The sequence below is a fragment of the Tolypothrix sp. VBCCA 56010 genome (assembly GCF_050875635.1).
GTDB lineage: Bacteria > Cyanobacteriota > Cyanobacteriia > Cyanobacteriales > Nostocaceae > Hassallia.
Genome location: NZ_JBPAOH010000014.1, coordinates 41,612 through 56,432 on the forward strand (window position 1 = coordinate 41,612; position 14,821 = coordinate 56,432).

Sequence of the window (14,821 nt, forward strand, 5' to 3'; positions counted from 1 at the left end):
ACCTGCTCCACGCCCAAATAAACACGGCAGAATAATACCGAATCCTCATCACCTGTCTGTGGTTGAATGGTGATGGGCTGTAGTAAATCTTGGGGTCTAAGTACGCGTCACCATAAAAAGGGTATGGAAATTATGATAAAGTTGCACATCGCGCTATGTAGCTAATCACAGGTTTGCTTTGAATGGGTGCGATCGCTCTTTACAGATATAGATAATAAATTTCAATCATCCGGCAAGTACAACTTAATACTATAGCTGTTCTTCGGCGCGTTCAACCCAAGTAACGGCTTCAATAGCAGACTCTATATAGCTCGGTACTCGCATTACATCAACTTGTCCGGTGCAAGGGCAAGTCATTTTTAACAGCATAATTGGTTCAAGATCGATTGGCGGTAATGCATTAATTCCTGAATTTGATAAGAAAATTGTTTCGCTGTCAATTTCTAACAGAGTGTATTCATACCATTCGTCGATTTGAATTGTCGGTAATTCTTCACACATGCGTCGATACCCAATCTTACGGGTCAATATTCGTCGCATTTCTTCATTTCGCTCTGTAATTGTCCATTCTGGTTTCCACTCGCTTGAGGGAATTCGTCCGTAAAACTCATAAATTTCTAACCCGTGGTGAAAAAAGTAACGTTCTCCATCCGACCATTCAATTGCAGCTGTACCATCGGAATGTAGTTGCCCTTGCTCATCAAATTTCAACTGCACAGGTCGATCGCATAAAATACATATTTTCTTCATGGGAATTATCCAACCACAATGACGTGCAATCTGACAAATCAATTGCCAGTCTTGTTGATTAGTTTTACACCCCAACTCATCCAGATAAAAATCTAACTGACTGCAAAACTGTAGGTAGGTCGGCAGAGGTAACAGCATTTGCTCAACCTGTAAAGTTGAAAAAAATCCTTCGGTTTGGCGATTCCAATACTGGCATAAAACTCTGTTTGCCTTATCCCAAACTTGATTGTAAACTTGTTTGGGCGATTCCAAAAGCAAATCATCGACTTGAGTGAGTAACGTTTCATCTAAGGACGATCGCACTTTTGCAATCAAAGAATCGAATAAATCTTGGGTGATTTTAGGAGCGATCGCTTCTCCAAAACGACGGCGTACCGAGATATTTTTCAATACCGCTCGTACACGCATTAACCATTGTATGGATTTCCCCATTGCGTAAAATGGCAGACTAAGCATTATACATATCAAAGTCACTGCGAGTATGTACTCAGGAATAAAAGTTAACCAATCAGGTAATGGTTTTAGCCACTTAATAACAGGTGGAAAAATTAATTTAAACAGAACTACTCCAACAAAAAAGCCAATATAAAACGCCACACACGATAAGCTAAGTATTGGCAATAAAGATAACCAGCGCCAAGGCGATCGCCGCAACCATGTGGAACGCATCTGTGACATCATCCAGACTTTAGCTGCCTCCGGACTCGGCATTACAATTACTTGTGGTGACGGCAACCCAAAGCGTTGATAAAGATGACGAACTACGGCGATCGCCTCGATTTGCTCAACTCTTGTAGTTGAACGTGCCACTTGTTGCCAATGCGAACTATAACTCAGTATCCGCAAGCGTTGTTCATCCGTTAACATCTGCGATCCTACAAATGCCTAAAATTCTTGTTGTAGTACAATTGTAAACCGTAGTAATATATTTGAGATAAATCTTGCTTCAATGCCTTAGCTTCTACGGGTAAGCCTGATGGCAGCAGCACTTAAGCTACAGGCATATCCGAATTATCGCGTAGGCGACTTGAATAAGTTTTGTTGTTGTAACTTGATCTAAACCCTGTCGCGCTAAAGCACGCAGGAGACGCTTGAGATTTTTGGGCTGCATGAATACTCCAATGCAAGTCTTATAAAAGACTTTTGGTTGTGAAGAGATTGGGGAGACTTGGGTTCAGCAACCGCGTCTCAAGTAATGTAATTCGGTTCCCGGAGTTTTGGGAAAGACGAATTATAGATGAAGTTTTAGTAAAGTTATCAATAATCTTTTTAACACATATTTATCTCAAGTGGCAAGTGTAGTAATGTTCTTTATACCTCTTTTACTTGCGAAGAAGGATTTACCAAAAACTTTAATATGGAAACCAAATTAATCCACTTTTCAAATAAACCTTTGTCTGCGACTATAATTGCAGCATTCACAAGTTTAGTTGCAGTTTTTCCCCTACCAGTTAAAGCCATCACATTTATTACTGATAGAACTGCTTTAAAAAGTAACGACCAAGTAGATTGGTCTAGTCTCGGTGCAGCGAATCCTTTCAACTTTCTGCCCAATTCGTTTTCTGCAAAATCTGAACGGGGTTTAGGGCTGAGTGTAGATATACCGAAACTTAATTTACCGGGTCTTACTCCCCCATTTGTCTTTCAAACCTTACCAAGTCCAGGGATTGCGACTAACTTTGCCAAAGGGGATTTTGTTCTGTTCGGAGGGCTTATACTAGGTTCTTTTCCTGCACCTGGCAATCCGGGACCTATAACTATTAATTTCGATAAGCCTGTAAAAAGTGTTGGAACTCAGATAGCAGTAGACGACACATTAGAATTCACAGCATCTATTTCCGCTTTTGATAACGCTAATAATTTGCTGGGAACATTCTCAGCACCCGGAACTTCCTCTTTAGCTTTGGATAATTCGGCTCTTTTCCTTGGTGTTCTCAGCGACACCCCAAACATTTCGCGGCTAGTTTTTAGCACTTCTGTAGCAAACCGTGGTTTGGCAATCAATACCCTGAGTATTGCTGCTGTTCCTGAACCAACTTTCATTTGTGGTCTATTAGTTTTTGGTGTTTTAGGTGGCAGTTTGATAAAGAAGGACAAAACAAACAAGACTGTATAAAGTTACCGTTGTTACGGATGATGCCCACTAATTAACTGAAGTATCTGCCAAAGACTTTAATATGGAAACCAAATTAATCAAGTTTTCAAATAAAGGTTTGTCTGCGACTATAGTTGCAGCATTAACAACTTTAGTTGCAGTTTTTCCTTTACCAGTTAAAGCCATCACATTTGTTACTGACAGGACTGCTTTAAAAAGTAACGATCAAGTAGATTGGTCTAGTTTAGGTGAAACGAATCCTTTCAACTTTCTGCTCAATTCTTTTTCAGCTACATCTCAACGCGGTTTAAGTTTAAATGTAGATATTCCGCTTCCTAAAGCGGGTGTTAGCGCACCATTTGTTTTTCAAACTTTACCTGCACCCGGTATAGCAACTGATTTTGCGAGTGGCGATTATATCTTGTTAACAGGCGCTAAACCCAATCCTCCCCTAGATGGTAATCCGGGACCTTTAAGTATTACCTTTGATAAACCTGTGAAAAGCGCTGGTACTCAACTAGCTGTAGCTTTTGATCTAAATCCATATAAAGCATTTGTTTCTGCTTTTGATGATGCAAATCAAGAATTGGGGACTTTTTCTTTAGATGCGGTTTCGTCTTTAGCGTTGGATAATTCTGCTGTGTTTCTTGGTGTTAGCAGCGACATTGCTAATATTAAGCGGCTGGTTTTTAGTAGTTCTGTGTCAAATCGTCCTTTTGGAATTAATAAATTAAGTTTTGCGGCTGTTCCTGAACCTAGTTTCACTTTTGGGTTAATAGCTTTTGGCGCTTTCGGTGCAGTGACGCTAAAGCGCAAATTAAACACAATTAAGTAAGTGGGCGAAATTAAACGTAAAATATCGTAGTGAGCGGTTTACCGCTCAAATATAAAGGTTTTAACGGCTTAAGCCGTTACTACGTTAAGGAGCGTTTATTTATGCCCATCTACTTAGTTAATATTTGAGGTTTTCACTTGCCAATCAACGGACAAATTGTATCTTCTGGCTTGATTGGTAAACTTTCCCATCCTGATAGTACTCCTTTTAATTCGCCTCGCAAAGTTAACAATTGTTCTATCTGGTGGTCAATCTCTGATATTTTATTTTCTAGCTTTTCTTGAATGCGATCGCACGCTGGTTTACCACCATCATATACTTCCAAGATTTCGCCAATTTCTTCCAGACTCAGCCCCAGTTTTTGAGCGCGTTTAATAAATGACAACCGAGTAAGTACATCTGCGGAAAATTGGCGAAAGTTTCCCTCGGTTCGTCCTGATGACTTGAGTAGACCAAGACTTTCGTAATAGCGAATCGTCCTAATCGGGACTTGGCTTTTGGCTGTTACCTGACCAATTAACAGCAGTTGATTATCTTTAGTTAGCACGGTATTGACCTTCCTCAGATCCCCGACTTCTCTAAAAAGTCGGGGATCTTATTTTTCAGAATTGCTTGACTCTCCACCTTACTAGAGATTTTAGAATAGTTTTAGTCAAGCTGACATGAAGAGTGGTACTTTAATCTAGTTTAACGTACTGAAATAATCGGAATCATGATACATGCGTAAATGCCTTTATATCCTACGACTTAGGCATTTGGAATTTGGAATTGTTGAATATGGATATTCTCACACTGAAACTTAGAGGCATGAGTTGTGCTTCTTGCGCTAAAAGAATCGAAAAAACGATTCTCTCTGTTACAGGTGTAAGTGAATGTAGCGTCAACTTTGGTGCAGAACAAGCTGTAGTTAAATATAATCCCCGCAAAACTAATCTCAAGCAAATTCAATCAGCTGTGGAATCAGCGGGATATTCGGCTTATTCTCTAGAAGATGAAGGCATGATGACTGGGGAAGATGACGCCGAAAAAGCCGTTCGTCTTGCCGAATTACGCAACTTGAAAATTAAACTAGCAGTTGCAGCAGTAATTAGTATTTTACTGGTAGTTGGTTCACTGCCAATGATGATTGGCGTACATTTAGCTTTTATTCCTGCGTGGTTACATAATCCTTGGCTGCAATTAATTTTAACTACACCTGTACAGTTTTGGTGCGGTTACAAGTTCTATATAAATAGCTGGAAAGCTTTAAAAAATCGTTCGGCGACGATGGACACGCTGATTGTTTTGGGTACAAGTGCAGCTTATTTCTATTCTTTGTTTGCGACTATTTTTCCTGCCTTTTTTGTGAATCAAGGCTTGATGCCAGAGGTTTACTATGAAACAGCAGCAGTAGTTATTACCTTAATATCTTTAGGAAAGTTGTTGGAAAGTCGCGCTAGGGGGCAAACTTCTGAGGCAATTCGCCAACTTATCGGCTTGCAAGCTAGAGATGCGAGAGTAATTCGCGGTGGCAAGGAAATTGATATTCCCATTCAAGAAGTAAGAATTGATGATGTCATTTTGGTACGTCCGGGTGAGAAAATCCCGGTTGATGGCGAAGTGATTGAAGGCAATTCTACAGTTGATGAATCGATGGTGACTGGCGAAAGTTTGCCGACGAAAAAAGTACCAGGTGATGAGGTAATTGGAGCGACAATTAATAAAACAGGTAGCTTTAAATTCCGGGCGACACGAATCGGGAAAGATACGTTTTTGGCGCAAATTGTTCAACTGGTACAACAAGCGCAAGGAAGCAGCGCACCAATTCAAAGATTAGCAGATCAAGTAACTGGATGGTTTGTACCAGCAGTGATTATTATTGCTGTTGTTACTTTCATTATTTGGTTTAGTGTCACACGCAATCTGAGTTTATCTTTAATTACCACCGTTGGTGTGTTGATTATCGCTTGTCCTTGTGCTTTGGGTTTAGCGACACCAACTTCTGTGATGGTGGGAACTGGGAAAGGTGCTGAAAATGGCATTTTAATTAAGGATGCGGCAAGTTTAGAAATGGCGCACAAAATTAAAACGATTGTGCTGGATAAAACCGGGACTTTGACTGAGGGGAAACCGACTGTTACCGACTTTGTAACTGTTAATGGTACTGCGAATAATAATGAAATGAAGCTTTTGCAGTTAGTCGCAGCGGTGGAACGTAATTCTGAACATCCTTTGGCTGAGGCTATTATGAATTATACGCGATCGCAACTGAATTTCTCTAGGCATCTTCCCCCGTATGTAGAAAAGGCAGATTTGCATTTAGCTGATGTCAGAAATTTTCAAGCGATCGCAGGTTGCGGTGTGCAAGGCATTGTCTCTGATAAGCTAGTACAAATCGGTACTCAACGTTGGATGAAAGAATTAGAAATATCTATACCAAAGGGGAAAGAGACTATTTTCGATCTTCAACAATACGGTAGGGAAGCAGTTGGTAAAACCGTCGTCTGGATTGCGGTAGATAGAGTACTACAAGGATTAATAGGCATTGCCGATGACCTCAAACCCTCTTCAGCAGAGGCTGTAAAAGCATTACAGAGGTTAGGTTTGGATGTAGTAATGCTTACAGGAGATAACCAGAGAACTGCAAAAGAAATTGCTTATAAAGTTGGTATTGAACGTGTCTTTGCAGAAGTCCGACCTGATGAAAAAGCAGCGGTGATTAAGTCGTTGCAAGGAGAGAGGGGGGGAGGGGGAGAGGGGGGGAGGGGGGGACAAGGGGGACAAGGGGGACAAGGGGGACAAGGGGGACAAGGGGGACGAGGGGGAATTTCTCCCTCATCTCCCCCATCTCCCTCATCTCCCTCATCTCCCCCCACTCCCCCACTTCCCCACTCCTCCACTCCCCACTCTCTTGTCGCAATGGTGGGTGATGGTATTAATGATGCGCCGGCGCTTGCACAAGCTGATGTGGGGTTTGCGATTGGGACGGGAACAGATATAGCGATCGCTGCTAGTGACATTACTTTAATTTCCGGAGATTTGCAAGGCATTGTCACGGCGATTAAACTCAGTCGTGCTACCATCCGTAACATCCGGCAAAATCTCTTCTTTGCTTTTATCTACAACGTCGCGGGTATTCCTATCGCTGCTGGGGTTTTCTATCCTATCTTTGGATGGTTACTTAACCCAATGATTGCTGGGGGCGCTATGGCGTTTAGTTCTGTGTTTGTGGTGACTAACGCTTTACGCTTGCGGAATTTTCGTAATTAACCCTAGAAGTGAAAAAATGCGCCCTCACCCTGGAAGGGTAGGGCTAAACGAACAAAGCCTACCTGCGTAGGCTTTTTAACTTGAAGGTTTCCAGCCCTCACCCTAGAAAGGTGGGCTAAACGAACAAAGCCTACCTGCGTAAGCTTTAAATCAATCTCTTAGGCTGCGGAGGCAGCCTTTGTTCGTGTAGCCTCAGGCTTCTAGCCTGTAGGCGACGTATCAAAGCCTCATTCATCTATATAAAAGCCTCATTCATCTATATAAAAGCCTCATTAATGAGTATAAAAGCCTCATTAATGAGTATCAAAGCCTCATTAATGAGTATAAAAGCCTCATTAATGAGTATCAAAGCCTCATTAATGAGTATAAAAGCCTCATTCATCTATATAAAAGCCTCATTAAAGAGTATAAAAGCCTCATTCATCTATATAAAAGCCTCATTAAAGAGTATAAAAGCCTCATGAGACTTGATTCACCAGCCTTTTTCCAAAACTTGACATCTGTTTTAACACTACAGACCGGCAACTGGGGACTGCGGATCGAGGATTGAGAAAGAAAGACAGATGAGTTTCTGACACAGAACTTTATAATCACATCAAACAAATGATTACAGTTCATATAATGGAACGACAAAATTTGTTTTGATAAAGCAATGAAAAGCCGACTGGTTCACACGGAGGATTTATCACCAGAAGATAAGGAAGCTATGTACTCGCTACTTAGCACTTATTTTGAAGGTGTAAAGCGAGATGTTTTTGAGACAGACTTAAGTCAGAAAAACTGGGTAATTCTGCTCAAAAATGAAAAAACAGATCGGCTGCAAGGTTTTTCCACTCTGTTGATGTATAACACCGAGTTTGAAGGGGAAAAATTAAGTGTAGTCTATTCTGGGGACACGATAATGGACCCTAGCGGGTGGTCGAGTTCTGCGCTTTCTCGCTGTTGGATAACTTCGGTAAACCAGCTTCGCCGCGATTATGCTCAAGGTAGACTATATTGGCTGCTGATTTCTGGGGGATATCGTACCTATCGTTTTCTGCCGATTTTTTGGCGGGAGTTTTATCCGCGATATGATGCAGTAACGCCGGCTTGTGTTTCCTCGTTGATTGAGTTTTTGGCAGGCGATCGCTTTGGCGAATATTATGACACAAAAGCGGGAGTTGTCCGCTTTCCTCATCCCCATGTGCTGCGAGACTGTCTGCGGGGAATTCCTCAAGAAAGACTGCAAGATCCTCACATCCGCTTTTTTGAGGAATGTAACCCAGGTCATCTCCAAGGCGCCGAACTCGTCTGCTTGACGGAAATTTGTGAAGAAAACCTGACTTCGGCGGGTAAGCGAATGTGGTTCGCTAATTCTCCTATGAAGCAGCAGCAACAGTTTTCGGCAGAATGGGGGATAGAAAAAAATACTCCTCAAGCAAAACCTGCGATACTCTTTTAGAGTCGCTTGGCGATCGCAACATTTTGAGGGCTATTAAATTAAGAATTATATATCAGCTGCTTCGCCAGAAGTGAAAACCTCAACATGAACGTCAACTCGCAGATTTTTAGCGCAAGAAGCCAAAAAAAGACTTTCAATAACCCACAGCGTTTTATCGAGGGGTGGTATTGGGTACTACCCTCGCGCAAATTAAGGAAGGGCGAGGTAAAAGCTGTCACAGTTCTCGGACGCGAACTAGTTATTTACCGAGGTCAAGACAAAAGAGTAATTACCTTTGACGCTTACTGTCCGCATATGGGTGCCCATTTAGCGGAAGGTAAAGTTGAGGGTAATGAATTGCGCTGTTTTTTCCACAACTGGAAGTTTGATGCGGATGGGATTTGTGTTGATATCCCCTGTTTGGGGGAACCGCTGCCGATGAAGTTGAAATCTTGGCACACGGCTGAGAAATACGGGATGATTTGGGTTTGGACTGGGGAAACTCCACACCAACCGCTACCCTTTGTCCCGGAATTGGAAGACGAAGAATGTTACAGCGCTTTAGGTTCTCGGTTCATCAAAAATTGTCATCCCAACGTGGTGATGATTAATGCAATTGACGCTCAACACTTCAATACAGTTCACAATCTACCATTAGAAATTGTCTTCGAGAAAGACGAACTGAATGAAAATGCAATTACCTTCAGCAATACTACACGCGGGGGTGAGGATTCGTTTTTTATTAAGTTGATTCGTCCTTTCTACAAAAACGCCGTCACCTACAGCATGTGTTATTGGTACGGTAGCACCGGTACAGTTACAGTTGGACCCGACTTTTTGCACTTCCACATCATGTTTACCCTGCGTATGACGGAACAAGGAAAAGCCGAAGGTCAAACTTTGCTAATTACCAAAAAACGCAAAGGTATTTTCGGTTGGTTATTTAACTCAGTTGTGCTATCACTTACGAAAATGGTGGGCAACTACTTTGCTAAAGGTGATACTAAGATTTTCCAAACAATTAAGTTTGACATGAGAACCCCGATTAAGGCAGATCAATCCATTATGCAGTTTATCAATCATGTGGAAAGACAGAAAGCTTTATCTTGGGAAACTTGGCTAGATGCGCGATCGCGTGACATAGAAAGTAGCGATCGCTCAAAATGGCGAGACGAAATGACTAGCGATTAATATGTAGTGACGGCTTAAGCCGTCATAACTTCTGTTTTAAGGGCTGAAGCCCTTACTACAAATTAATGAATATTGAACACAAAACCGCTGGATTCGACCTACCCCACCTGCAACAGCAAGACAAACTGCATCGCTTATTGTCCTCAGCTCTTTTGAAGAGAGGGGGAGAGGGGGAGACAAGGGGACAAGGAGACAAGGGGACAAGGGGACTCCTTGAAGACAAGGAGAATAATTCTTCTTTCCCCCCATCCCCCCCTCCCCCCCTCTCCTCATCCCCCTCATCCCCTCCTTGGGACGCCACACACTTCAACCTGCATAATGTAAAAATCTTTACCGATGCTACTGCAAACGAGCAAGTTGAGATTTTACAACTTTGTAGCTGCGGACTGCTAGAAGAATCCTACTTTATCGAGAAAGCGGGTATGGGTTACATGGCAAAAATGGTGCTGCTTGCGGAAACGACAGAAGAAAGAATGCTTTATGCTCTTTTTTGTGGTGATGAAGCTAGACACTTTGCCCAAATTAGCCGTTTCTTACCAACTCCCGAACCTGTGGGAACAGATAATCTGTTTTTACGCTTTTTAGGAGATTTGATAGAAAGTCAAGATAAAACCGTGCTGCTGTTCGTGCTACAAGTGGTGCTTGAGGGTTGGGGTTTAAGCCATTATCGCAGTCTCGCTAAAGACTGTGTAAATAGAGATTTGAGTTTAATGTTACATTCGTTTTTGCAAGATGAAAGCCGTCACCATGCTACAGGAGTAACGCTATTTGACCGAATCTGTGTTACCCAATCAAGCCAACGAACAATAATCGAGACACTAGCATCATTTTTGCAGATGGTGCAAGTGGGACCGCAAAGCGTTGTAACTGCAATTGAGAAAGTCAAAGGTGATTTATCGCGGCAACAGAAAGTAAAGATTTTTACCGAATTGGATACAGAAACTCACAGCGGTAGTCGTTTGAAATTGTTGCGATCGCTTATGAGTCACTCCCATGCAGAAATAATACTTCAACAACTCGACCAGCAAAAATCATTTCACCCTTTCCCACCAGAAAAATGTGTATAAAAGAACCTCTGTCTTGGAAAGCTTTGATGCCTGCGGCAACGCCAAGGGCGAACGGAGGAAACCTCCGCTCAAACTTTCCGCTCCCCCAACCCCTCTTTGAAGCAAAGAGGGGAGAAACAATTCCCCCTTCCCTTATAGAAAAGGAAGTAGGGGGTTAAGTTTTTCTTACTCCCTTGCCACTAAAAGATTACCTATCTTTTTCTTTCTTTTCTTCCTTTGTGTACTTCGTGTCTTTGCGGTTCGTTAATAGGTAATCTTCAAGCATGACAGAAATATATTAAATATTTAACATGAACACAACATTCAACGAACTTAAACAAAACACACTTCTAGAAAATCCTCAAGTCTACCGCAAACTACAAATTAACCACACACGCAACAAACAACAAGACCACACGCAACTGCTTGACGAAGCTGCCGCCGCATTTAAATATGAAGATTGCAAAGATGTCTATTGGAACCCAGAAGAATTTTCTTTACTTTACGGTACACCTGTATGGTCACAAGCAAGCCAAAGTCAAAAAGTTATCTTAAATCAACTTTATTGGGTAGCTTATTATTCGCAAATTATCTCCGCCGAAATTGCGACAATCTTCTTTAATCAAACTAGCGCAGCCGGACTTTATGCCCAAGAAGATTTTCGTTTAGTTTGTGATATGCTCGACTTGGAATCTGCCCAAGAACGCGCACATATTCACGCTTTTCAAACAATTTCCTACCAAGTAGAAGCCGCATTATTTGGCAAGCGAATTTTCTCCTATCCGATGCGCGGACCATTTGCGGAAACGATGATTTTCGCTGATACCAACACCTTCAAAAGATTCTGGAAAAAGCTGCAATTACAAACCTTTGGACTTTTATCATCAGATAATACCTTCTTGGCTTGCCAATACTTCACCGTGCGGGGTGTGCGAACACTCAACGGTAAATTAGTACAGCACAAATTAAGCAATTATTATCAGAAACATCCCGACCAAGAAAACGCTCCCATCCCTGCAAAGATATCTTACTATCACTTCATGGATGAAAGCTTTCATTTTAACAGTTCGACAATTATCTCCCATGATGTGATTTCGTGTTTGAAACCACCGACAGCATTTGAGAAGTTAGTAGCTAACTTGGGTTTGCGTGGTTGTCAAAAAGACCATTATCACTTTAGTGCAGCAATCAACGGCATTTTTTGGTACGATCCGGCATTGTATGCAGCGATTTATCAAGTCTTGCGATCGCCTATTTTTAGTATGACCGATATTGAAGCAAAAGAAATGATGCGTCTTAGCTTCACCCAAGAATCTGAAGGACTGCATCGCAGCTATCAAACTCACACCGAAGCGATAGAATCTTATAAAGTTTACCTCGATAAACTCAACTACATTTGGCAAAGTAATAAACAAATGTCCCTTATGGCATCAAATTCTATTGCTAAATATTTAGAAACGCAACAAAAGTCATTTTCCTCGTTTTTACACTCACAGAGAAAATGAATCAATTTCAAAATCAAAACACACAACCGATTCTGAAGATGAAAATCTTCAATAATTGGGATATTATCGCCAAAGGCTGGTATATAGCTTGTCGAAGCAAAGAAATACCAAAAGGTCAAGCAAAATCTTTAAATCTTTGCGGACAACAAATCGTTATCTTTCGCGGACAAGATGGAAATATTCGCGCATTAGATGCTTATTGCCCACATTTAGGAACTGATTTAGGAATTGGACGAGTTGATGGTAATTTCATTCGCTGTTTTTTTCATCATTGGGCATTTGATGGTGAGGGAAACTGTCAAGACATTCCTTGTCAATCAACAATTCCCGACAAAGCGAAACTGCAATCTTATGCTACAGATGAAAAATATGATTTTATTTGGGTTTATCCAGATAAGTCAGCACCAAATAAAGTAGTTGAATTTGATGAACTTAAAGGTAAATCTCTCGTGACAATACATGACAAAGCTTTCGAGAGAAGCTGTCATCACCACATTTGCATGATGAATGGCATTGATGTTCAACATCTGCAAACTGTACATAAATTAAATATTAAAATGGATTTATCTTTACAAGAAAATGAATCCGGTACAATTGTTGATTTTACACTGAACGGTGAATTTCCTCAAACGACAATCAGAGAGCGAATTGGGCGAAAAATTCTCTGCGAAAATTATGAATATACTATGAGATATGCTGATGGGTGTATCGGGCTTTTAACTATTATGAAAAAAGTTCGTTTTGTGCCACCATTACACATAATTTACGCTTACACCCCTCTAGAAACGGGTAGAACCCTGATTCAACCTATTTATGTTGCAAAAGAAAGAAAATGTGTATTTGGTTGGGTTATTACTCGAATGTTGCTTTTGCTAACCAAATTAGCTTACTATTTATTGCGTGGTGAAGATGGCATGATTTATGACAATATTCGTTATAATCCTAATGCAATTCTTAATATAGATATGCCGTTAGTTAAATATATGCAGTATGTAAATAAACTTGAAGCGTCTGTATGGTCAAAAAATAATTTTTTAACGCCAAAAGAATAACGAACCGCAAAGACGCGAAGTACACGTTCGCGCAGCGTCTCCGTAAGGAGAAGGAAGAGGGGAAAGAAGATAGATAGTTTTAGACTCCGAAGAAAGTCAAAGTTGAAGTTAAATAAAAATATCTGCGTTCATCTGCGTTCATCTGCGGTTTTATTTCTCATGAATGAACATATTATCGACTTTCCCCAAACTCATTATCAACCAATTAGTCTAAAAAAACATCAAAAACTTTCCGAACATCTGACAGTACAAAACTCTCCGGTGTTATTTGGCTGTCGGACGGGAATTTGTGGAACTTGTCTGGTAGTTGTAGAAGGGGATATTCCTCCACCCAGCGAGGAAGAAAAGGAAATTTTAGAGATATTTGCACCGGGAAATGAACAAGCAAGACTTGCTTGTCAGATAGATTTAACAAACGATATAGAAATAAAAAGTTATGCGGGGTAAAAGTGAGATTTGAGGATTTTTGGTATGTTGTTTGTGAAAGCAAGCAATTAAAATTGAAGACGATACTGCAACGCACAGTTTTAGATGAATGGCTGGTGGTGTTTCGTGGGGATGATGGGAAAGCGGTTGTATTGCGCGATCGCTGTATGCACAGAAACAGCCGTCTGTCTCATGGTAAAATCTGTGCAGGCAAAATCCAGTGTCCTTATCACGGTTGGGTTTACGATAAAACCGGCAAAGTTGTAGCTGTACCTGCGGAAGGTGAAAATTTTCAAGTTACCGATGCTCGTCGCGTGTTATCTTATGACACACAAGAGCAAGATGGATATGTTTACGTGCGACTGACGCAAAATCCAAGTCAAGAATTTGCGCCTTTCAAAATGCCTTGCTACCAACAACCAGGATGGGAAACAGTACGTGTCATCAACCGCTTTCGCAACAACGTCACCAACTGTGCAGAAAACTTCATCGACATTCCCCACACCGCATCAGTTCATCCGGGAGTCTTCCGCAAACCTTGCGCTTCACAGCTAGAAATGACAGTCCAAAGACGCAACGGTTCAGTATTCGCATCCTACCGTAACGAGACAACAAATCTCGGTTGGTTTACACGCTTCCTCAACTCTCAAGGTTACGAAATTCGTCATATCGACAGCTTTCATATGCCGAATATCACCAGCGTTGAGTATGATATGGGAACGCACAGAAAACTTTTCATCACCAGCCAATCGATTCCCGAAGCTGCGGATTCAACTTTAGTTTACACTGACGTAACCTTCAACTACGGCATTTGGAACAAGTTAGCACGACCTTTTGTCAAATGGACTGCTCAATATATTATCCGCCAAGATGTCGCAGCTTTAAACATCCAATGGCAAGTAATTGAAAAATACGGCAGCAATTTTGCCAACACCCCCGCAGATACCATCCACGTTTTTGTCGAGTCTATCCGCAACAAAATCGCTCAAGGGGAAGATCCAAGAAACTTACCAGAAAAATCTGTAGAAATCAAGTTTTGGGTATGAACTATATTCATTAGGACTTACGCAAAAATCTCTCTCATCCTTCTTCCTTCGTGTCCTTCGTCTCTTCGTGGTTCGTTTTTCATAATTTTGCCTAAGTCCTATTCATAAAAAGAAGTGGCAAAATAAAGCCACTTCATAATTCCCAGGTAGAACCTGAGAAAAATTATAAATAAAATTCAACTTACAAATGGTGTAAAGAGACACTG

Annotated in this window: 12 protein-coding genes; 10 read left to right on the forward strand and 2 right to left on the reverse strand. The window is 41.2% G+C overall.

The window, feature by feature from the left end; translation table 11 throughout:
• Positions 1–249 precede the first annotated feature (249 nt).
• Complete coding sequence (locus tag AABK37_RS07220; protein WP_432550906.1) at positions 250–1,617, reverse strand: DUF6745 domain-containing protein; 1,368 nt, start codon at positions 1,615–1,617, stop codon at positions 250–252.
• Positions 1,618–2,107: 490 nt separating this feature from the next.
• On the opposite strand from AABK37_RS07220, the gene AABK37_RS07225 reads away from it, so the two are divergent.
• The gene (locus tag AABK37_RS07225; protein ID WP_432550907.1) at positions 2,108–2,866 is read left to right on the forward strand and encodes a hypothetical protein; all 759 of its coding nucleotides are present in this window, start codon (positions 2,108–2,110) and stop codon (positions 2,864–2,866) included.
• Between the two features lie 61 nt (positions 2,867–2,927).
• Positions 2,928–3,680: a hypothetical protein gene (locus AABK37_RS07230; RefSeq protein WP_432550908.1), complete on the forward strand. Its 753-nt coding sequence runs from the start codon at positions 2,928–2,930 to the stop codon at positions 3,678–3,680.
• Between the two features lie 133 nt (positions 3,681–3,813).
• On the opposite strand, the gene AABK37_RS07235 is transcribed toward AABK37_RS07230, so the two are convergent.
• On the reverse strand, positions 3,814–4,227 hold the full coding sequence (locus AABK37_RS07235) for a heavy metal-responsive transcriptional regulator (RefSeq protein WP_432550909.1): 414 nt from the start codon (positions 4,225–4,227) through the stop codon (positions 3,814–3,816).
• A gap of 230 nt (positions 4,228–4,457) precedes the next feature.
• Here AABK37_RS07235 and AABK37_RS07240 point away from each other — a divergent pair, with 230 nt between their 5' ends.
• From AABK37_RS07240 to AABK37_RS07275, 8 genes are all read left to right on the forward strand, one after another.
• Positions 4,458–6,929, forward strand: a complete 2,472-nt coding sequence (locus tag AABK37_RS07240; RefSeq protein ID WP_432550910.1) for a heavy metal translocating P-type ATPase — start codon at positions 4,458–4,460, stop codon at positions 6,927–6,929.
• 652 nt (positions 6,930–7,581) lie between these two features.
• Positions 7,582–8,370 carry a hypothetical protein gene (locus tag AABK37_RS07245; protein ID WP_432550911.1) on the forward strand — a complete coding sequence of 263 codons (789 nt, stop codon included), beginning with the start codon at positions 7,582–7,584 and terminating at the stop codon, positions 8,368–8,370.
• A gap of 84 nt (positions 8,371–8,454) precedes the next feature.
• Complete coding sequence (locus AABK37_RS07250; protein ID WP_432550912.1) at positions 8,455–9,540, forward strand: Rieske 2Fe-2S domain-containing protein; 1,086 nt, start codon at positions 8,455–8,457, stop codon at positions 9,538–9,540.
• Between the two features lie 65 nt (positions 9,541–9,605).
• On the forward strand, positions 9,606–10,607 hold the full coding sequence (locus AABK37_RS07255; RefSeq protein ID WP_432550913.1) for a ferritin-like domain-containing protein: 1,002 nt from the start codon (positions 9,606–9,608) through the stop codon (positions 10,605–10,607).
• 290 nt (positions 10,608–10,897) lie between these two features.
• Positions 10,898–12,091 (forward strand): P-aminobenzoate N-oxygenase AurF, encoded by a 1,194-nt coding sequence (locus tag AABK37_RS07260; RefSeq protein ID WP_432550914.1) that lies wholly within the window; start codon positions 10,898–10,900, stop codon positions 12,089–12,091.
• A complete protein-coding gene (locus AABK37_RS07265; RefSeq protein ID WP_432550915.1) occupies positions 12,088–13,143 on the forward strand; it encodes a Rieske 2Fe-2S domain-containing protein in 1,056 nt (351 codons plus the stop codon). The genes AABK37_RS07260 and AABK37_RS07265 overlap by 4 nt, the downstream gene beginning before the upstream one ends.
• Positions 13,144–13,302: 159 nt before the next feature.
• Positions 13,303–13,590 (forward strand): 2Fe-2S iron-sulfur cluster-binding protein, encoded by a 288-nt coding sequence (locus AABK37_RS07270; protein WP_432550951.1) that lies wholly within the window; start codon positions 13,303–13,305, stop codon positions 13,588–13,590.
• Positions 13,591–13,592: 2 nt separating this feature from the next.
• Complete coding sequence (locus AABK37_RS07275; protein ID WP_432550916.1) at positions 13,593–14,615, forward strand: Rieske 2Fe-2S domain-containing protein; 1,023 nt, start codon at positions 13,593–13,595, stop codon at positions 14,613–14,615.
• Positions 14,616–14,821: the final 206 nt, after the last annotated feature.

Excerpts from the sequence above, each read along its gene's own strand:
- AABK37_RS07265 (WP_432550915.1), top strand. The coding sequence starts at position 12,088 with ATGAATCAATTTCAAAATCAAAACACACAACCGATTCTGAAGATGAAA.
- AABK37_RS07255 (WP_432550913.1), top strand. The coding sequence starts at position 9,606 with ATGAATATTGAACACAAAACCGCTGGATTCGACCTACCCCACCTGCAA.
- AABK37_RS07225 (WP_432550907.1), top strand. The coding sequence starts at position 2,108 with ATGGAAACCAAATTAATCCACTTTTCAAATAAACCTTTGTCTGCGACT.
- AABK37_RS07230 (WP_432550908.1), top strand. The coding sequence starts at position 2,928 with ATGGAAACCAAATTAATCAAGTTTTCAAATAAAGGTTTGTCTGCGACT.
- AABK37_RS07245 (WP_432550911.1), top strand. The coding sequence starts at position 7,582 with ATGAAAAGCCGACTGGTTCACACGGAGGATTTATCACCAGAAGATAAG.
- AABK37_RS07220 (WP_432550906.1), bottom strand. The coding sequence starts at position 1,617 with ATGTTAACGGATGAACAACGCTTGCGGATACTGAGTTATAGTTCGCAT.
- AABK37_RS07270 (WP_432550951.1), top strand. The coding sequence starts at position 13,303 with ATGAATGAACATATTATCGACTTTCCCCAAACTCATTATCAACCAATT.
- AABK37_RS07260 (WP_432550914.1), top strand. The coding sequence starts at position 10,898 with ATGAACACAACATTCAACGAACTTAAACAAAACACACTTCTAGAAAAT.
- AABK37_RS07240 (WP_432550910.1), top strand. The coding sequence starts at position 4,458 with ATGGATATTCTCACACTGAAACTTAGAGGCATGAGTTGTGCTTCTTGC.
- AABK37_RS07250 (WP_432550912.1), top strand. The coding sequence starts at position 8,455 with ATGAACGTCAACTCGCAGATTTTTAGCGCAAGAAGCCAAAAAAAGACT.